We start from the raw sequence: 17,862 nt of genomic DNA, 5'->3' as shown, positions 1-17,862 counted from the left end.
AAAGATTTATGATTTATAAATTTTCGATTGATTATTTGTAAGAACGTTGTGTCAGTTTAACATTCTCAAATACCAAATCTTCTTTATGCAGCGTTGGTTCTTCACTTTCTCCTTTATATTCCCAGCAAGAGACGTAGGTGAATTTTTCATCGTTACGTTTTGCTTCACCTTCTTCGGTTGCTGATTCTTCGCGGAAATGGCCACCACATGATTCATTTCTGTCGAGTGCGTCACGAGCCATCAGTTCTCCAATATCGAGAAAATCGGCAACACGGCCTGCTTTCTCCAATTCGGGATTAAGGTTATCCAGATCTCCCGGAACTTTAACATCTTTCCAGAAGTCTTCCCGAATTTCCTTAATCATTTCAATGGCTTTTTTCAGGCCTTCGGCGTTACGTGCCATTCCAACATAATCCCACATAACCTGGCCCAATTTCTTATGGAAATAATCCACCGATTTAGAACCTTTGATGTTATATAGTTTTTCCAGTCTGCCGGTAACTTCTTTTTCTGCTTCTTCAAATTCAGGTGCATTGGTATCGATTTTTGGTGTCATTATTTCGTCAGCCAAATAATCGCCAATCGTGTAAGGAAGCACGAAATAACCGTCCGCCAACCCCTGCATCAAAGCTGAAGCCCCCAAACGGTTTGCACCGTGGTCAGAGAAGTTTGCTTCTCCAATGGAATAAAGTCCCGGAACAGAAGTCATCAGGTTATAGTCGACCCAGGTTCCACCCATTGAATAATGGATAGCCGGGTAAATCATCATCGGATTTTTATATGGATCTACGTCCGTAATTTTTTCATACATCTGGAAAAGGTTTCCGTAGCGGGCTGCAATTACATCTTTTCCCAAACGATCGATGGCGTATTTAAAATCAAGGAACACTGCTTTTCCTTCCGCATTCACTCCAAATCCGGCATCACAACGTTCTTTAGCCGCACGTGAAGCTACATCACGCGGAACAAGGTTCCCGTATGAAGGATATCTTCTTTCCAGGTAAAAATCACGATCTTCGTCCGGAATATCATTCGGACCAATTTCACCTTTTTGTAATTTTACTGCATCTTCTTTTTTCTTGGGAACCCACACACGACCATCGTTACGCAATGATTCTGACATTAAAGTCAACTTTGATTGCTGATCACCATGAACCGGAATACAAGTCGGGTGAATTTGCACAAAACAAGGATTCGCCATAAAAGCACCTTTTTTGTAACATTGCCATGCGGCAGAACCATTACTTCCCATTGCGTTTGTCGACAAGAAGAAAACGTTTCCGTAGCCGCCGGTAGCTACAACTACAGCGTGTGCTCCATATCTTTTAATTTCTCCGCTTACTAAATCGCGGGCAATAATACCACGGGCTTTTCCGTCAATTTTTACAACATCCAGCATTTCATGGCGGCTGTACATTTCAACATTTCCTTTTGAAATTTGGCGGTTTAAAGCCTGATAAGCTCCCAGCAGCAACTGCTGTCCGGTTTGTCCGCGTGCGTAAAACGTACGACTAACCAGCACACCACCAAACGAACGGTTGGCTAACAAACCGCCGTACTCACGACCAAACGGTACACCTTGTGCCACACACTGGTCGATAATATTAGGAGATACTTCGGCCAACCGATACACATTTGCTTCCCGTGCACGATAGTCACCTCCTTTAATTGTATCATAGAATAAGCGGAAAACCGAGTCATTATCGTTCTGATAGTTTTTAGCAGCATTAATACCTCCCTGTGCGGCAATCGAGTGCGCACGACGTGGGCTGTCCTGATAACAAAATGCCTTAACATTATAACCCAGTTCAGCAAGAGAGGCAGCAGCGGAAGCGCCACCAAGTCCTGTTCCAACAACAATTACTTCTAACTTGCGTTTATTCGCCGGACTTACCACCTTTATATTTGCTTTGTGCTTACTCCACTTTTCAGCCAAAGGTCCTTCCGGTATTTTTGAATTCAATATACTCATAATCAACTCCTTTCTAACATTTAAAATTTAACGAGAAAATACAACGGGATTGCAGCAAAGCCAATAGCAACAATAATTGCGTACGCATAGCCAATAGCCTGCCATCTTTTCATCCAGTACTTATTGTTTAATCCCAATGTTTGAAAAGCCGACCAGAATCCGTGCGAAAGATGGAATCCCAGAAGCAAACCTCCCAAAATATAAAAGAAGCAATAAGCCACACTTCCTTTAAATAAATCGGCAACAAGGGTATAAGTATCTTCCATTTCTTCCCCCCCAATAACAATGGTACTCATGGTGTGGGGATCAAACTTAATTACCCAGAAAAAGTTGATAATGTGGATAATAAGGAAAACCATAACCAAAGCACCCAAAACGAGCATATTGCGCGACGCCCAACTACTGGCTCCGCTCATGTTCTTTTTGTCATACTTTACAGGTCGTGCTTTCCAGTTTTGAAACTCCAGATAAAATGACCATAAAATGTGGATTAAAAAACCTAATCCTAAAAGGGGCTCCATTATTTTAATGGCCGGGTTTGTTGCCATAAAATTTGCACCCAAATTAAAAAGCTCACCGCTGTCATCAAAGATCAGCAATAGATTCAAGGTCAAGTGAACTGCGATAAAAGCAACCAGGAAAAGCCCGGTGATACTCATCAGGAACTTCCGTCCAATTGACGCCGCTAAAAACTTACTCATAGATTTTCTATTTAATTTTGGTTTAATTCAAAAAAAATTTAAACGGCACAAAAGTAGATGAACCGATTTTACCCCCAAAAAGAGAAGCTCTAAATTTAGCTAATTTATATCGTTTCTACGAAGAATTTAATCCATTATTAACTTTTGAATCTTGCTTAATAGAAATCCTGTATTTTGGACTTTATGTAACACCGATTGTAAACCAGAACTCACAAAGCAGGAGAAAAGCTTATATTGGCTTATTTCAGTTTTTTGAATGCTTTGCTCCATTCATGTAAAGAAAACGCAGTAGTTAATGCAATCAGCTCACCCGGCTGCGACAGATTTTCGATATATTTCAACTCCACAGAACCAAAGGTACACTGAACTGCAACTGATTTTCTGTTGCTCAGATTAACAAAACCTTTTATTCTTAAAGCTTTTGGCGACCATTCATTTAAAAAGCTTAACAATGCCTGTTCCGACAGCTTTTTGTTGCTTTTTATTACCATGGAAGAAATATCAGGCCGGGGAAGTGCTTTTTGGTCTGAAAAATACAACTTATCTGTAGCAGCCCCGCCTAATTGAAAATCGACATTGCAAAAACTGGCCTCTTTTATTTCAGCAAAAGGATTAATACTCCTTATCTCCGTTTTTAATTCATCTGTTCCGTTTTTTATCAAATCGGTTTTATTAATTACAACCACATCCGCCATTCTCAGCTGATGGACTACGCGTTGTTTTTGCAATCCAACTTTTGAAAAATTTACGGCGTCGACAATACACCAGTTGGATGCCAAAAAAATTTTCTCCGACAAAGTACCGGAAGATACAACCTCCGCAACCGAGGTAGTATCCGAGAGACCGGAAGATTCAATTATTATGGCTTCCGGTTGCACTTCATCGACAAATTTCTCCAGTGAACGAACAAAACTCCCCATTAAACAAACACAAAAGACCGAACCATTTTTTATTTCGAGAAGGTGAATACTTTTTCCATCTTTTCTGAGGCCGGCTCCATCAATATTTGCAGGTGCAAATTCATTCTGGATAATTCCAATTTTGGTATTATCAGAATATTTTTCTATAATCTTTTTCAGAAGAGTAGTCTTCCCACTCCCCAAAAAACCGGAAATAATGTGAAACGGAATATTCTGCATATTGCCAACAAAAATATTTAAATATATTTTTCGATAAAACAGAAAAAGCAGTTAACAAACCAAAACCGGTTTCAGAATATAATTTATATTAAATATAAACTTACAGAAGGAAATCTTTTAGTACATTTACAACTTATTACAATCAATCTTTAACCTAAAAAATTTCAGAAATGAAAAAATTTATCCTCAAAAGTGCGAGTATAATTTTGGCTATTTCGCTGCTCTCTGCACAAAACTACAGCATATACGCCAGAGATATAACTACCGCAACTCCGGAACTCGATGAGTCAGTTTTCAATTACGATGAAGCTGAACTCAACGATGCTTTAAGTGAATTAAATGATCTGGATAATTATCTGGAAAGCAATACAGATGCTACTTTTGAATCACTCTCAGAACAAGAGAGCGACCTTATTACAAATATTGAAAGTACTGCTTCTCCAATGGGAATGTCGGGTCAGGATTCAGAACCTCCTCTCGGAATCCCGTCATTTTTATGGGGATGTGTATTTGGTATTCTCGGATTACTGGTAGTTTATATTGCCACCGACAATGACAAGGAAGAAGCCAAAAAAGCCATGTGGGGATGTTTGGCAGGAACAGCAGTTTCAGTTGTTATTTATGTCATTGCATTTGCCGCAGTTGAGTCGTCAAATTAAAACGATTTCGTAACAATAAAGTCAAAAGGCTGTTTAATTATTTAAGCAGCCTTTTTATCTGATTATGATTCAATATATAAACAGACTTTTATTCCTGGCTTTTTTTATTGCAGGCCTGAACTCATCAGCTCAGGACTATTACAGAATGCGTGCTGACTTCACCATTAAAATAAAAAGGGCAGAAGGTCAATCAAATTTGACAAAAGGAACGATATATTACGATAAATATGCCAAGGAACTCATTTACGACATTTCATTTCCTTCGAAAGAAAAATGGGTAGTACAGGATTCCAGAATTTACAAAATCAAATCAGGTGAAACATATTTTACAGAAGAAATTCCATCGGTAAATGAATTTACGGTATTTCATCTTGCCCTGAATTCAAGCCTCGAATACTTTGGTTTAAAAGAAGCAAATTTTGCTGTTGACAAAGTAGAGAAAAAAGGTGATTTGGTGATTTCGTACTGGAAAATCCCTATGCAAATTCAAAAAATGATTAGTAATATTGCGCTGGCTAAAAAAGGAAACCAACTTCACAGTGTGGTAATAATGGGCAAAAATAATCAGATAATTAACCGTCAGTTTTTTAAAGACTATATTAAAATTGATGGTTTTGAGTTTCCCGGCACAATCGTTCAGATCTTTTATGAAGAAAACCAGCAGGAGAATTACCAGGTTATGGAATTTGAAAACATTGTTTTAAACGATACGGAAAATGACTCGGAATACCATTATGAACTGGAGCGTTAGTAAAGTTGGAAATATTCTGATACTGCTGTTTGCCTTTCTGTTATTTGCAGGAAAATTAAACGCGCAAAATAACGACCCCTACGGTTTTAAAAACTTAAAGGGACTTTTTGAAGCGGGCGAACATGTGATACCTAAATATTCTTCAACCGGCGATAAACAAAAAAATGAACTGGAGTTTATTCTGGCAACCGGGTTTAATACTTACAAAGCTTTTTTTTCATCGCAGGATAACCCCAGTTGTGTTTTCTACCCTTCATGCTCGGTATATTCTGTTGAAGCATTTCAGCAAAAAGGATTATTCCTGGGGACGCTTTATACATTTGACCGACTTTCCAGGTGCCATCGTTTAGTTAAAGCAAATGAGTATATTTATAATCCCGAGAAACAACGATTTTATGATCCGCTTAAATAAAACGACACTCCTTTTCTGCTTTATTCTTTTTTTTCATGTTGGAAATACACAAAACCTTTTCAATACCGAAAATCTGAAAAAATTTGCCGCTTATCTTCAGAACACACGCCAATACGATTTGGCGGCCAGCGAATATGAGCGAATTTTGAGCATAACTCCCTACGATGTAACGGTTTATCCTGAACTTTTAACCGCTTACCGATTGGGGAACAATTGTCAGAATTCGTTTCAAACGCTTGAAACATTGAAAGTCAATCGTTTTTTTGAGAATTCTCCGGTTGCTTCAGAATATTTAAAACTGACATTGACGTGTAACTGTTGTTACGAAAAACCATTATTCACGGAAGCTCTTTCGTCGCTCGATGCAACAGAGAGAGCTTTTTATCAGTTAGGACACTATATCTTTTCCAAAAAAGAAGACGCTTTGATTTCTTTTACTTCCAGCAATGCCGATATTTTAAACAACAATTTTCCTGATATCTTTTCGAATGCACTTGATATTCAAATGATGAAGGAGAAAAGCCCGTTTGTGGCAGCTTCAATGTCGGCAATAATTCCCGGAAGCGGGAAAGCCTATTCCGGATACTGGGGGGATGCAGTAATGTCATTGCTTTTTGTATCCACAAACGCATGGCTTTCCTACCAGGGATTTAAAAAGAAAGGAGTTAAAAGTATAACGGGATGGATTTTTGGATCAATTTCTTTTGGTTTTTATACAGGCAATATCTGGGGTTCGGCAAAAGCCGCTAAGAACCGTAACACAGCAGCATACAACAAACTTTACAATGAAGCTAAAAATAATTATTATAAGCGTTTTTAGTTTGTTTGTGTATTCGTTTTCAGTGGCGCAAACCATTGATGAAACGTATGACTTTGCAAACCAGCAATTCAGGCTTGGAAATTATCAAAAGGCGCTGGTTGAATTTCAGCGTGTAGCTTTTTTTGATTCACAAGACAAGTATAACGATGTTTATCAAAAAATTGGAGACTCATTTTTTGCGTTGAATGATTACAATATGGCGGCACAAAACTATAGTGTGGCCATAAGAATAGCGCAAACTGACAGTTTACAAATCGAGCTGATTTTCAAAAAAACAAATTGTTTTTTTAAACAAAAGAATTTTTTGCTTGCACTAAACGAGCTATTTGTGATTTCCGAACCGGAATCGGCTTACCTCAAAAACAAATATCATCTGTACCTCGCTACCAGCTATTTCGGAATTGGCGATTATAACAGTGCCCTTAATTACTTCGGAGAACTCATCCCGCGGCAGATGAGCGAGGAACTTGCGGAAATTTTTGAGGATTTTGAGAATTACAACCAACGTTTCAGACCGGATAAAATTAAAACGATGAGCATGCTGTTGCCCGGGCTGGGACAATTTTACACCGGGAATATTTTAAAAGGATTAAACTCTTTTGTTCTTATTGGAGGAATTGCCGTTGCAACGGTTTTTATTTGGCAGGCCTATGGTTTTCTCAACGCTTTTTTATCAACAAGTTCATGGTATTACCGTTATTATACCGGCGGATATAAACACGCCAAAGACCTTGCGGTGCATAAACTGGAACATAAAAGAGAAGTGGTTTATCAGTCTGTTCTTCAACTTATAGAAGAAAATATCGATAAAGTGAAATGAAAATACTTCTTTTAGTAAATCTGTTATTTTTAACTACGCTTTCAAAACCGGTTTTTTCTTCAGAGAACGACAGTATTGTTACAAATGTATTTTCGCATATTTACAATGAACAATACGCAGAAGCGCATGCTACAATCTCAGCAAACAGGGCCAACCTGGAAAGTTTTTATACCGATGTGTTAACCATTGATTTGTTTTGGTGGGAATTTGTACAGGCAAAACAAAACAATGAAAAACAAAAAGTATTTTTATCATTCCTTGAGAAATTTGACAGCACCTATGTAAACGACGCAGAATTAAAACAGAGGCAGCTTATTAAAAATTCTTATCAGATTCGGTACGAATTCAAGCGGTTTAACATTATCGGTGCAATAAATACAAGGGCAACAATAAAAAAGTTGCTCGACGAAATTACCTCTGAAAATCTGGATTATCCTGAAAACCGAATGAAATTGCTCAGTCTCTACAGCTCCCTTTTCCAATATTTCGATAATCTGATAAACCCTCTTTTTAGTAAAAACAGAAGAGAAATCCGGGCAAAAGCTCTTGTTGAAGTTGAAGGTTTTACCGGAGAGAATGATATTATCGTAAAAACGCTCTCTCTGTATTTCCTCGGGAGAATATATTTGAATATCGAAAAGGACGATAAAAAAGGTATACGTTATTTTACTGAATTATCAGAATATTATCCCAAAAATAAATTATTCAAAGAGGTTTTGGAAAAACACAAATAAATATATCTTCCCCTCCGTGATATAAAATTTGGTATAAAAATATCATTTCCCATCCACTATTTCCCTCACCTTTTGAATATGCTCCGGTGTTGTGCCGCAACAACCTCCAATCATATTTGCTCCGGCGGAAATAATTTTGGGAATAAGCATAGCCATCTCCTCCGGGCTTTCAGGAAAAACTGTTTCTCCGTCTTTATACACCGGCATTCCCGCATTTGCATGTACCAAAACCGGAATATCTTTATTGATTCGACGAATTTCTTCAACAATCCCAATCATATTTGCGATTCCATTTCCACAGTTTGCGCCTATCAACTCAGCACCGGCGTCAATAATGGTAGTTACCATATCAGTTGGTGACACCCCCATCATCGAACGAAACGTACCATCCACTGTTTTTTCAAACGTCATTGTACAAAACACTTCCATTTTTGTGTTTTCTTTTGCAGCCCGAATGGCTAGTCGCGCTTCATCCAAATCGGTCATAGTTTCAATCATAATTGCATCGGCGCCGCCCGCTTCCAATCCTTTGGCCTGTTCTTTAAAAGCATCGTACAATTCTTCTTCGGTAACATCTCCCATCATCAGAATTTTACCCGTAGGGCCAACCGAACCCAATACAAACTTATCTCCGGCAGCTTTTCTGCTAATTTCTGCGGCTGCCTTGTTTAGTTCAAAAACTTTATCACCCAGACCATACTTTTCAAGCTTAAAACGAGTACCACCAAAACTGTTTGTCTCAATCAAATCAGAACCGGCATCAATATAACTCTGCGCAATTTCCAGCACTTTCTCAGGATATTTACTATTCCACTCTTCAGGACATTCTCCAGGCTGTAAACCCATTTGCTGAAGAAAAGTTCCCCAGGCACCATCGGAGACAAGTATTTCTCCTCTCTTTATCAGTTCTACTATTTTCCCCATTTTTTTAATTTCGGTTAAGCGACAAGTGAATTTAAATATTCCACCAGTCCTTGAGGATCAGGAGAGTAGGCGTCAGCGCCTATTCTTTGCCTGAAATCGTCGTTTACCGGTGCACCTCCAACTGCAATTTTTGCAAACGGCATAGCTTCTTTTATCGCTTTTGTAATTCGTTCCATACTTACCATCGTTGTTGTGAGCAACGCGGAAAGGCCAACAATTGCATTTTCATTTTCCCGGAGGGCTTCAACAAATTTATCAGCAGACACATCGGTGCCTAAATCCACGACCTTCCAACCGTTTCCTTCTACCATCATCGAAACCAGGTTTTTCCCAATGTCGTGCAAATCTCCTTCAACAGTACCAATAATTAAAGTACCTTTTTGTTTTACTTCCCCGGTAAGAAAATAAGGCTTTAAGTGTAGCAAAGCAGTACTCATTGCTTTTGCCGACATAAGAACCTGGGGAACAAACACTTTATTCTCTCTGAATTTGACACCAACTTTTTCCATCCCAGGCATCAATCCCTCTGAAAGTATTTTTTGGGCAGAAATACCGGAATCCAACGCCTGTCTGGTTAGTTCATCGGTTCCATCCATATCTTTCATTTGAGGCGGATAAGGTGCGGCCTTATTGATTTTACCAAATTCTATACAATCTGAAATTTTGGTTAGTAGATCACTCATATTTTGGTCTTTTAGGTTATTTAACAAAAATACCATTAAATATTTGCAGACAAAATAGTTATATTTCAATTCTTACAAACCGTTTTAGAAAAATTCACATCATATAAAAGTTTAGTCCAAAATAGACGTGCCGGTTTGTAATCCACAAGTTAAATTCTAACTTTAAAGCTGAAAATCCTAAACTAAATTAAATGTCAACACCGTTTCTGATTTTTATTGTTATTTCAGCAGTTGCGCTTTTACTTTTAATGGTTTTAAAATTAAAAATCAGCGCATTTATTTCTTTATTAATAACAGCCATTTATGTAGGAATTGTGGCAGGAATGCCGCTTAATGGGATAACACAGGCTATTCAGGATGGAATGGCAGGAACACTTGGTTTTGTTGCAACAGTGGTGGGGCTGGGAGCTATTTTTGGGCAAATGCTGGAAAGTTCAGGGGGAGCCGAATCGCTGGCGCATTACCTGGTGAAAAAATTTGGGACAGACAAAGCCTCATGGGCAATGGTAATCACAGGTTTTATTGTGGCCATCCCGGTGTTTCTCGATGTTGGATTTATTATATTGGTGCCCATTATTTATGCACTTTCCCGCGACACAAAAAAATCGCTGTTGTATTATGGAATTCCGCTGCTTGCAGGGCTGGCCGTAACCCACAGTTTTATTCCTCCCACGCCCGGCCCGGTAGCAGTGGCCGATATTATTAATGTTCAATTGGGGTGGGTCATTTTACTGGGTGTTATTTTGGGATTTCCAACTGCTGTAATTGCAGGCCCCATTTGGGGAAAATTTATTTCAAAAAAAATCTACATCGAACCTCCTTCGGAAATTGATATTCAGCAGAAAAAAGATTACGATGAAAACAACCTGCCTTCATTTCGTTTAATCGCCATAATCATCGCGGTTCCTTTATTTTTAATTTTAGTCAATACATTTACCGGTCTAGCTGTAAGTAAAGAAGTTGTTGAAAAATCAATCTGGACAGATATTTTTGAATTTGTAGGACACCCGTTTTCAGCGTTAATTATTGCAACTTTAATAGCTACATACTTTTTATGTATTCGCCGCGGATTAGAGAAACAAAAAATCCTTGACCTTAGTACAAAGGCACTTGGCCCGGCCGGAATTATCATTTTAATTACTGGCGCAGGTGGTGTACTAAAACAAATTTTGGTAGATAGCGGTATTGGAAAAATCATGGCAGAATCGATGGCCGGTTCAGCCCTCCCTCCAATTTTACTTGCATGGCTGCTGGCTGCTGTGGTAAGGGTAACTCAAGGTTCGGCAACCGTTGCCATGATTACTGCTGCCGGAATAATTGCTCCGGTTTTAGGAGAATTTGGGTTGAGCGACCCTGAAAGAGCGCTTGTGGTTTTGGCTATCGCTTCCGGGGCAACACTTCTTTCACATGTTAACGACAGTGGTTTCTGGCTGGTTGGGAAATATTTTGGGATGAATGAAAAACAAACCCTGCAATCGTGGACAGTTATGGAGTCGATAATTGCTATTTGCGGATTGGTATTTACACTGTTAGCCAGCCTTTTCTTTTGATTTTAGCCTATGAATTTTGAGTTTAAATATTTTAGTGAATTATCACTGGAAGAATTATACGAAATACTACAACTCAGAGCTGAAATTTTTGTTGTTGAACAAGATTGTATTTACAACGATTTGGATGGTTTGGACAAAAATGCTGTCCACCAATTTCTCCGGGAAGATGGAAAAATTGTTGCCTATTCGAGGTTACTAAAACCCGGAACACGTTTTTCTGAGTATTCCATTGGAAGAGTAATCGTCAAAAAATCGGAAAGGGGCAAGGGAATTGGTTGTCGTATGATGAAGGATGCAATGTCATTTATTTTAAATAACTGGAATGCCACTAAAATAAAAATCAGTGCACAAAAGTATCTGCAAAATTTTTATGAAAGCCTGGGATTTATAATTGTTACAGAAGAATACCTTGAAGACGGAATACCTCATTATGGAATGATATACCAAAAGAAAAACCGAAAGAATTCCTAAGCCCACAAGAGCTGAGCGGATTGATTCAACTGAAAAGTTTTTTTGTGACATTTTGGGCAAACGGCCATTTGCAGGCGATGAATATTTGTGCGTCGTAAACGTGCCTTGCAGGAGTTACACCTGAATTCGCTCCTATGAAGCAACTCCGTATCTTTTAAAATTTTCACTTCAACTTTATCCGATAATATTTTACACCTTGGACAAATATACACCTCAAAACCAGCCTTAATAAAAAGATGATTGTACTTTTTTGAAAGCTCTTTAATTAGTCGGTGTGTCTTATAGTGAAAATACCTGGTCTTTTGTTTTAAATATTCACTTGCAGGCTGAGAATGAATTAAAAACCCGTGACCGCGATTGAACTCTTCTTCATAGCCACAAAAAGTACAACGATATGCATGTGTGTGACCCATTTTAAATTGAATTATGGAATAATATACGGATTTTTAACCTGATTACTAGCTCCTTAAAGAAAGAATAAATTCACATCTTATCAACCAAATTGAAGCGTGGTTGTTTATGATGTACAGAATGTGTATAAAAAAAATTCAAACAAATATTAAAATTAATTAGAATGAAAACACTGGTTTTTACATTTGTCCTGTTTCTAGGATTTACAGCACAAATTTTCTCAAAAGATCTTCATGTGGGGGATAAAGCGCCGGATTTTACGGCAACATCGGTCGACGGCACGAAATGGAACCTGGGTGATCACCTTGGGAGCAAAAATATTGTAGTTTATTTTTACCCGGCTGCCATGACAGGAGGATGTACCAAACAGGCATGTGCTTACCGCGACTTTAGCAGCGATTTAGAATCTGCCGACGCTTTGGTTGTTGGAATTAGCGGAGATAATGTAGAAGGATTAAAAGTATTCAGAGATTCTTATGATTTAAATTTCCCGTTACTTTCTGATATGTCAGGTGAAATTGCAGGTAAATTTGGAGTACCAACCAGAGACGGAGGCACCATAGAACGTGAAATCGATGGAAAAAACGTTGAACTCACCCGAGGAGCAACAGCAAGCCGATGGACATTTATCATTGACAAAGAGGGAAAAGTAATTTATAAAAATGAAGATGTTGACGCAAGTGGTGATCCGAAAGATGTGCTTACTTTTTTAAAAAATAATTCTTAGGTTTGTCGCTGATTGAAAACCAAGAATTAAAAAAATGAAAAAATTAGCCTTATTAGTCCCTGTAACACTGCTATTTTGTCTTTTTTTATCTCCTTTTTCAGGTAGTGCAAAGGAAGATAAATCCGGAGCCCAACAGGAAAGGCTGGCTGTTTATATCGAAATAAAACTGGACAATGGCGAAACTGTCGGATTTTTTGGAGAAGGAACAACAGTTGAGACCTCAAGCTCTGTCTTCCTGAAGACGTACAAAATTAAGCTCCCCGGGGAAGCTATGGAGCAAATTGATTTTGGATATTTTGCCAACAAAATTATAGGAGCTGTAGTAACACTCAGCAACGAAGAAAAAATAGTTGGTGTCGGGTTTCTGAACAAAGCCGGATATCTCAATTTTACCGTTCATAAAAATGGTTCGGGAGGCTACTTCCCAAAAGGTTGGTTTTAATCATCCAACTCATTTTCAAGTAAATTACCCGGAATTTCTTTTGTAGTTTTTGCCCCCAACTTCTTAATGTTCTCGGCACGGCGAACTAGGTTTCCTGCACCGGTATGAAGTTTATTCATGGCCAGTTCATATGTTTTTCTGGTGGTTTCAAGGTTTTTACCCATATTTTCCATATCGCCTATAAAACCAACAAATTTATCATACAAAGCACCTCCCTGTCTTGCTATTTCCAGCGCATTTCGGTTTTGATTTTCCTGTTGCCAGATGGAAGCAATTGTACGCAGGGTTGCAAGCAGAGTTGACGGACTTACGATTACCACCTTCAAATCCCAGGCAAAAGAAAACAGTTCCTGATCTTCCTGAACAGCAACACTAAACGAGGCTTCAATGGGGATAAAGAGCAATACAAAATCAGGTGAGTTCAGATTTTTTGCAGTTTGATAATGCTTTTCGCTTAGTCCCTTTATATGTGTTTTTATACTCAAAAGATGTTCCTTGATAAACTTTTGCCTTTCGTCTTCGGCAGAAACATTTACTGCCCGTTCATAAGCTACCAAAGAAACTTTTGAGTCGACAATAATGTGCTTGTTATCAGGAAGATTAATTATAATATCAGGCTGAATACGTTTTCCATCCTCTGACGTATCACTAAATTGTTTCTGATATCCCTGTTCGCCTTCGTTTAAGCCCGAACGCTCAAGAATACGTTCCAAAACTACTTCTCCCCAGTTTCCCTGTTTTTTTACATCGCCTTTTAATGCTTTGGTCAGATTACTTGCTTCCTCGCTGATTTTTGTATTTAATTCATGTAATTTTTTTAGCTCTGCCCGCAAATCGGTCTGGTCTTTTAATCCTTTCTGATAAGTGTCTTCCACTTTCTTTTCAAAAAGCAGAATTTTTTCCTTTAGGGGATTTAATACCTCACCGATATTTTTTTGATTGGCTAACGTAAATTTTTCACTGTTCTTTTCCAAAATTTTATTGGCAATATTTTCAAATTCAGTCGTAAATTTTTTCTGAATTTCGTCAAGCTCAGCTTTTTGTTCCTGCAGTTTTTTCTCCTGATTCAAAAACTGAACCTTGGCATTCTCAAGCCTAACGTTTAGCTGTGTATTTTCCTCCCTGGTTTTTACCAAATCTGCTTTCCACTCTTCTGCTTCTGCTTTTAACGCTTGATATCGTTCTTCCCAAACCAAACTTTGTTTTTCAGCGGCTACCTTTTGTTCATCAATTAATTTTTCCTGATTCTGAAATTCAAGTTGAATCTGCGATTGTTTTTTCTGACTCTTCCAGTTCAAATACAAAAAAGCGATAACCAACCCAAGCGCTACTCCTGAAAACAAATAGATAAATTCCATTTAGATTTTAATTTAAGGCATAAAAAAACTGGTACAATTTAACTAAAACGTACCAGTTATAAGATATTTTTGCAGACAGAAAAGTTTACCACTTATAAACAATGGAATTTATATTCATTCCGGCTCCAACAGAACAAATAATACAGTGATCGCCCGGGTTTATTTCCTGTCCTTCCATTTTTCCTTTTAAAACCAAATCAATTACTGTTGGCACTGTAGCCGTTGAAGAGTTCCCCAGTTTACGGATACTCATCGGCATAATTCCCTCAGGTATATGCTTTTCACGATACAGTTTGAAAACGCCATTCAAAATCGCTTCATCCATTTTTTCATTGGCTTGATGGATAAATACTTTTTTGATGTCACTTAAATCCAGTCCGGCATTTTCGATACTTTCCCGAACTACTCCCGGGACATTGTTGATGGCGTAAATGTATAACTTATGCCCGGCCATTTTTATAAACAATTCATTTCCTTCAAAGTCAGGATTGCTTGAGGGACCTAGCGTGAGCAGGTTTGCATAACTCACCGAATCAGAACGACTTGAATGAGATAAAATACCTGTTGGTTCTTCACTTTCCACAGCCTCAACAATGGTTGCACCGGCGCCGTCTGCATAAATCATTGAATCGCGATCGTGAGGGTCAGAAATACGTGAAAGTACATCAGCACCCACGACAACTCCGCGTTTCATAAAACCACTTTTAATGTATGCATCGGCAATTATCATTCCCTGCGTCCACCCCGGGCAACCTGACACGACGTCGTGCGCTATACAGGAAGGGTTTTTAATGTGAAGTTTCATCTTCACTTTGTTTGCTAGAGCCGGCAAAACATCAGTTCTGATATTTCCTTCAAGAATATCGCCAAAATTATGTGCTACAATTATAAAATCAAGACTTTCCTCATTTATCTCAGCCGATTTGCAGGCATCCTTTATAGCCAAAGCTGCAACATCTGAAGTCACTTGGTCTTCCGCAACATAACGTCTTTCTTCAATATTGGTAATTTCCTTAAATTTTTGAATGATTTCTTCATTCGGTTTTTCAAGTAATTTCTTTGATGAAAGATCGTAAAATTTGTTGTTTAAAAAATGACTGTTTTTTATTATTCTGGGAGGAAGATAACTTCCTGTGCCAATAATTCTGGTATAAATTTCTTTTGTCATAATATCCTTCTTCAACTTCGCATTAAGCAAGTTCCTTGTATTTCTTTAATTCAAAAGTTTCGCCATCAAAAACCCCGTAGGAATAATTGTTAATCCAATCGCCCAATAATATAAACCGGGTTTTGCTGTCCATTTTTACATTCACCAGTTGATGACGATGCCCAAAGATAAAATAATCTGTGGACTCCTTCTGTAAAAATCTTTCTGCGAATTTATACATTTCGTCATTCTTAACCTTAAATTCTTCTTCCAAACCCATTTTTGCAAGCCTGCTCGATTTCGACCATTTATGTGCAAGTAAAAGGGCAAAATTGGGATGTATCCTGGAGAATAACCACTGCAGGGTTTTATTTGTAAATATTTTCTTCAGAATGTAATAACCTCTGTCTGTGTCATCTAGACCATCTCCATGTGCGAGATAGAATTTCTTTCCGTTGATTTGTGCTATAAATTCGTTTCTGTGTAAAATTATCCCCGTTTCTTCGGGCAGATAATCAAAAACCCAAACATCGTGGTTTCCGGTAAAAAAATGCACCGGGATTCCACGATCTGTCAAATCAGCTATCCGTCCCAGAACTCTTGTAAAACCGCGAGGAACAACCTTACTGTATTCATACCAGAAGTCAAAAATATCGCCAAGGAGATAAAGCTCTGAAACATCCTCCTTAATTTCATCCAGCCACCGGACAAAGATCATTTCACGTTCCCGGTTATTTTTCAAAGCCGGCGCCCCCAAATGGACATCAGACACAAAATATATTTTCTTTTTTCCCGGCAATCTTTTTGATTTTATGTTGAACCCCGTTGTTTGAACAGGTTGTCGGTTTGCATTAATTTAAAATTTTTGAAAGTGCCCTATCCAAGCCCGGGCCTTTTAAATTTTGTGCAATTACAACCCCATTTTTATCGAGTAAATAGTTGTAAGGAACAGTTTGAATATTATAGGTTTGCACAGCTTGTAGACATCCTTTCATATCTCCTACGTTTATCCAGTCTAAATTATCCTGATCGATGGCATCCACCCATTCAATGCGGTTGTTATCCAGACTTACCTGGTAAATCTCGAAGCCTTTATTTTTATATTTTCGGTATGCCTCAACCAGGGCGGGGTTTAAAACACGTGAAGCCCTATCTTCAGCCGCCCAGAAATGTAACAATACAACTTTTCCCTGAAGCGAAGAAAGTGCAATTTCTTTTCCATTCGGATCCGGTAAAATGATTTCAGGGCTGTTTTGTCCGTTTTCCTGGATAAAACGCTGCATTTTCCGGTTTTCCTCATTTTTAAGAATTTGCAGCGTATTGGCATAAAGCGCTTTTACATGCCCCGAGTTTGGATAAATAGAATTTAAGGCGGAGGCTGCCACACGCATGGTTTGTAAATCGTTGATTACAAAACTCTGCCTGTTGTCAAACGTTTGATATAAAGCCAAAACACTGGCCATTGAAAATGGGTTATCCATTACAAACTTCGTTGAATAATCAACTTGTTCCTGAACAACCTGACTATATTCTTCATCCCACTGTGCCTTTAGGTTTTCATAATCCGGGTTTCCAACATACATATCGTTTAACGAGCGCAATGAATCAAGTTTTTCAATCGTGCGGTTTAAATGTGTAGCTAAATCTTTAACTAACTTTGAACCGGGCGATCCCTCAACATTATATTCGTATGAGAAATTGGCAAAATCTGCTTCAACATTAATCTGTTCAGCGGAATCAATCAAAAGAGTAATGTGTTTTCCCACATCAAATTTTAATAAATAGTAAGTTGGTAAACTGGTTTCTCCTTTGAACTTAAATTCCCCGTTGCTTCCAATTTTCATCGAATCCACCGGTTTTGTACCAGATACCAGCAGTTCTTCCAGGTAAATTGTTCTATCTTCAGCATGTGTAATCTTCCCGCTAACAACAAATTCATTGCTCTTTTTACAAGCGTTAAAAACCAATGCTACTAAAACAATAATTACTAAAAATCTGAAAATCTTCATACTGTACAAATTAAAGCCCGTAAAATTAACATTTTCCGGTATACCTAAAATAACATTTGCAGAAAATAACATATTTTAAACAATTCCATTTTAATTCCTTTTTTTTATTCCATTTTTGCAGTCTTTTCAGGA

At 38.1% G+C, this 17,862-nt stretch carries 19 protein-coding genes; 10 read left to right on the top strand and 9 right to left on the bottom strand.

Going from position 1 to position 17,862, the window contains the following annotated elements; translation table 11 throughout:
* Positions 1–31: 31 nt before the first annotated feature.
* From K5G00_RS08880 to K5G00_RS08870, 3 genes are all read right to left on the bottom strand, one after another.
* A complete protein-coding gene (locus K5G00_RS08880) occupies positions 32–1,972 on the bottom strand; it encodes a fumarate reductase/succinate dehydrogenase flavoprotein subunit (RefSeq protein WP_238765783.1) in 1,941 nt (646 codons plus the stop codon).
* A gap of 20 nt (positions 1,973–1,992) precedes the next feature.
* Positions 1,993–2,673, bottom strand: coding sequence for a succinate dehydrogenase cytochrome b subunit (locus tag K5G00_RS08875; protein ID WP_158867756.1), 681 nt, complete (start codon positions 2,671–2,673; stop codon positions 1,993–1,995).
* Between the two features lie 239 nt (positions 2,674–2,912).
* Complete coding sequence (locus K5G00_RS08870; RefSeq protein ID WP_238765781.1) at positions 2,913–3,812, bottom strand: CobW family GTP-binding protein; 900 nt, start codon at positions 3,810–3,812, stop codon at positions 2,913–2,915.
* A gap of 170 nt (positions 3,813–3,982) precedes the next feature.
* Between K5G00_RS08870 and K5G00_RS08865 the strand changes: the two genes are divergently transcribed.
* The 6 genes from K5G00_RS08865 to K5G00_RS08840 all read left to right on the top strand — a co-directional run bounded on the left by K5G00_RS08865 (position 3,983) and on the right by K5G00_RS08840 (position 8,008).
* On the top strand, positions 3,983–4,471 hold the full coding sequence (locus K5G00_RS08865) for a hypothetical protein (protein WP_238765780.1): 489 nt from the start codon (positions 3,983–3,985) through the stop codon (positions 4,469–4,471).
* A 64-nt stretch (positions 4,472–4,535) separates the two neighbouring features.
* The gene (locus tag K5G00_RS08860; RefSeq protein ID WP_238765779.1) at positions 4,536–5,222 is read left to right on the top strand and encodes a hypothetical protein; all 687 of its coding nucleotides are present in this window, start codon (positions 4,536–4,538) and stop codon (positions 5,220–5,222) included.
* Positions 5,188–5,634, top strand: a complete 447-nt coding sequence (yidD, locus tag K5G00_RS08855) for a membrane protein insertion efficiency factor YidD (protein WP_238765778.1) — start codon at positions 5,188–5,190, stop codon at positions 5,632–5,634. Before K5G00_RS08860 ends, yidD begins: the two co-directional genes overlap by 35 nt.
* Complete coding sequence (locus tag K5G00_RS08850; protein ID WP_238765777.1) at positions 5,582–6,454, top strand: hypothetical protein; 873 nt, start codon at positions 5,582–5,584, stop codon at positions 6,452–6,454. The genes yidD and K5G00_RS08850 overlap by 53 nt, the downstream gene beginning before the upstream one ends.
* A complete protein-coding gene (locus K5G00_RS08845) occupies positions 6,420–7,274 on the top strand; it encodes a tetratricopeptide repeat protein (RefSeq protein ID WP_238765776.1) in 855 nt (284 codons plus the stop codon). The genes K5G00_RS08850 and K5G00_RS08845 overlap by 35 nt, the downstream gene beginning before the upstream one ends.
* The gene (locus K5G00_RS08840) at positions 7,271–8,008 is read left to right on the top strand and encodes a hypothetical protein (protein ID WP_238765775.1); all 738 of its coding nucleotides are present in this window, start codon (positions 7,271–7,273) and stop codon (positions 8,006–8,008) included. Before K5G00_RS08845 ends, K5G00_RS08840 begins: the two co-directional genes overlap by 4 nt.
* A gap of 42 nt (positions 8,009–8,050) precedes the next feature.
* Here K5G00_RS08840 and K5G00_RS08835 read toward each other — a convergent pair whose 3' ends face one another.
* Together K5G00_RS08835 and K5G00_RS08830 are read right to left on the bottom strand one after the other, a co-directional pair.
* Entirely contained in the window at positions 8,051–8,932 is an 882-nt protein-coding gene (locus K5G00_RS08835) for a homocysteine S-methyltransferase family protein (protein WP_238765774.1), read from the bottom strand.
* A gap of 14 nt (positions 8,933–8,946) precedes the next feature.
* Entirely contained in the window at positions 8,947–9,615 is a 669-nt protein-coding gene (locus tag K5G00_RS08830; RefSeq protein ID WP_238765773.1) for a cobalamin B12-binding domain-containing protein, read from the bottom strand.
* Positions 9,616–9,806: 191 nt separating this feature from the next.
* Between K5G00_RS08830 and K5G00_RS08825 the strand changes: the two genes are divergently transcribed.
* From K5G00_RS08825 to K5G00_RS08810, 4 genes are all read left to right on the top strand, one after another.
* Positions 9,807–11,165, top strand: a complete 1,359-nt coding sequence (locus K5G00_RS08825; RefSeq protein ID WP_238765772.1) for a GntP family permease — start codon at positions 9,807–9,809, stop codon at positions 11,163–11,165.
* Between the two features lie 9 nt (positions 11,166–11,174).
* A complete protein-coding gene (locus tag K5G00_RS08820; RefSeq protein ID WP_238765771.1) occupies positions 11,175–11,636 on the top strand; it encodes a GNAT family N-acetyltransferase in 462 nt (153 codons plus the stop codon).
* A gap of 574 nt (positions 11,637–12,210) precedes the next feature.
* Positions 12,211–12,774, top strand: coding sequence for a peroxiredoxin (locus tag K5G00_RS08815; protein ID WP_238765770.1), 564 nt, complete (start codon positions 12,211–12,213; stop codon positions 12,772–12,774).
* Positions 12,775–12,808: 34 nt separating this feature from the next.
* Complete coding sequence (locus tag K5G00_RS08810; protein ID WP_238765769.1) at positions 12,809–13,216, top strand: hypothetical protein; 408 nt, start codon at positions 12,809–12,811, stop codon at positions 13,214–13,216.
* Here K5G00_RS08810 and rmuC read toward each other — a convergent pair.
* The 4 genes from rmuC to K5G00_RS08790 all read right to left on the bottom strand — a co-directional run bounded on the left by rmuC (position 13,213) and on the right by K5G00_RS08790 (position 17,730).
* Positions 13,213–14,574 (bottom strand): DNA recombination protein RmuC, encoded by a 1,362-nt coding sequence (gene rmuC, locus K5G00_RS08805; RefSeq protein ID WP_238765768.1) that lies wholly within the window; start codon positions 14,572–14,574, stop codon positions 13,213–13,215. The genes K5G00_RS08810 and rmuC overlap by 4 nt on opposite strands.
* 85 nt (positions 14,575–14,659) lie before the next feature.
* The gene (locus tag K5G00_RS08800) at positions 14,660–15,742 is read right to left on the bottom strand and encodes a 3-oxoacyl-ACP synthase III family protein (RefSeq protein WP_238765767.1); all 1,083 of its coding nucleotides are present in this window, start codon (positions 15,740–15,742) and stop codon (positions 14,660–14,662) included.
* A 22-nt stretch (positions 15,743–15,764) separates the two neighbouring features.
* Positions 15,765–16,520 (bottom strand): UDP-2,3-diacylglucosamine diphosphatase, encoded by a 756-nt coding sequence (locus K5G00_RS08795; RefSeq protein ID WP_238765766.1) that lies wholly within the window; start codon positions 16,518–16,520, stop codon positions 15,765–15,767.
* Between the two features lie 52 nt (positions 16,521–16,572).
* Positions 16,573–17,730, bottom strand: coding sequence for a TlpA disulfide reductase family protein (locus K5G00_RS08790; protein ID WP_238765765.1), 1,158 nt, complete (start codon positions 17,728–17,730; stop codon positions 16,573–16,575).
* Between the last annotated feature and the right edge of the window lie 132 nt (positions 17,731–17,862).

This window comes from Maribellus maritimus, from assembly GCF_022267315.1.
In the GTDB taxonomy this organism is placed as follows: Bacteria; Bacteroidota; Bacteroidia; order Bacteroidales; family Prolixibacteraceae; genus Draconibacterium; species Draconibacterium maritimum.
Note: the sequence above shows the minus strand (reverse complement) of the source record. Positions and strands in the feature narration are given on the sequence as shown.

What these genes read in the sequence shown, in the direction of transcription:
- rmuC (WP_238765768.1), bottom strand. Translation starts at nt 14,574, where the DNA reads ATGGAATTTATCTATTTGTTTTCAGGAGTAGCGCTTGGGTTGGTTATC.
- K5G00_RS08845 (WP_238765776.1), top strand. Translation starts at nt 6,420, where the DNA reads ATGAAGCTAAAAATAATTATTATAAGCGTTTTTAGTTTGTTTGTGTAT.
- yidD (WP_238765778.1), top strand. Translation starts at nt 5,188, where the DNA reads ATGACTCGGAATACCATTATGAACTGGAGCGTTAGTAAAGTTGGAAAT.
- K5G00_RS08880 (WP_238765783.1), bottom strand. Translation starts at nt 1,972, where the DNA reads ATGAGTATATTGAATTCAAAAATACCGGAAGGACCTTTGGCTGAAAAG.
- K5G00_RS08825 (WP_238765772.1), top strand. Translation starts at nt 9,807, where the DNA reads ATGTCAACACCGTTTCTGATTTTTATTGTTATTTCAGCAGTTGCGCTT.
- K5G00_RS08820 (WP_238765771.1), top strand. Translation starts at nt 11,175, where the DNA reads ATGAATTTTGAGTTTAAATATTTTAGTGAATTATCACTGGAAGAATTA.
- K5G00_RS08810 (WP_238765769.1), top strand. Translation starts at nt 12,809, where the DNA reads ATGAAAAAATTAGCCTTATTAGTCCCTGTAACACTGCTATTTTGTCTT.
- K5G00_RS08815 (WP_238765770.1), top strand. Translation starts at nt 12,211, where the DNA reads ATGAAAACACTGGTTTTTACATTTGTCCTGTTTCTAGGATTTACAGCA.
- K5G00_RS08830 (WP_238765773.1), bottom strand. Translation starts at nt 9,615, where the DNA reads ATGAGTGATCTACTAACCAAAATTTCAGATTGTATAGAATTTGGTAAA.
- K5G00_RS08800 (WP_238765767.1), bottom strand. Translation starts at nt 15,742, where the DNA reads ATGACAAAAGAAATTTATACCAGAATTATTGGCACAGGAAGTTATCTT.
- K5G00_RS08870 (WP_238765781.1), bottom strand. Translation starts at nt 3,812, where the DNA reads ATGCAGAATATTCCGTTTCACATTATTTCCGGTTTTTTGGGGAGTGGG.
- K5G00_RS08840 (WP_238765775.1), top strand. Translation starts at nt 7,271, where the DNA reads ATGAAAATACTTCTTTTAGTAAATCTGTTATTTTTAACTACGCTTTCA.
- K5G00_RS08875 (WP_158867756.1), bottom strand. Translation starts at nt 2,673, where the DNA reads ATGAGTAAGTTTTTAGCGGCGTCAATTGGACGGAAGTTCCTGATGAGT.
- K5G00_RS08790 (WP_238765765.1), bottom strand. Translation starts at nt 17,730, where the DNA reads ATGAAGATTTTCAGATTTTTAGTAATTATTGTTTTAGTAGCATTGGTT.
- K5G00_RS08835 (WP_238765774.1), bottom strand. Translation starts at nt 8,932, where the DNA reads ATGGGGAAAATAGTAGAACTGATAAAGAGAGGAGAAATACTTGTCTCC.
- K5G00_RS08850 (WP_238765777.1), top strand. Translation starts at nt 5,582, where the DNA reads ATGAGTATATTTATAATCCCGAGAAACAACGATTTTATGATCCGCTTA.
- K5G00_RS08865 (WP_238765780.1), top strand. Translation starts at nt 3,983, where the DNA reads ATGAAAAAATTTATCCTCAAAAGTGCGAGTATAATTTTGGCTATTTCG.
- K5G00_RS08860 (WP_238765779.1), top strand. Translation starts at nt 4,536, where the DNA reads ATGATTCAATATATAAACAGACTTTTATTCCTGGCTTTTTTTATTGCA.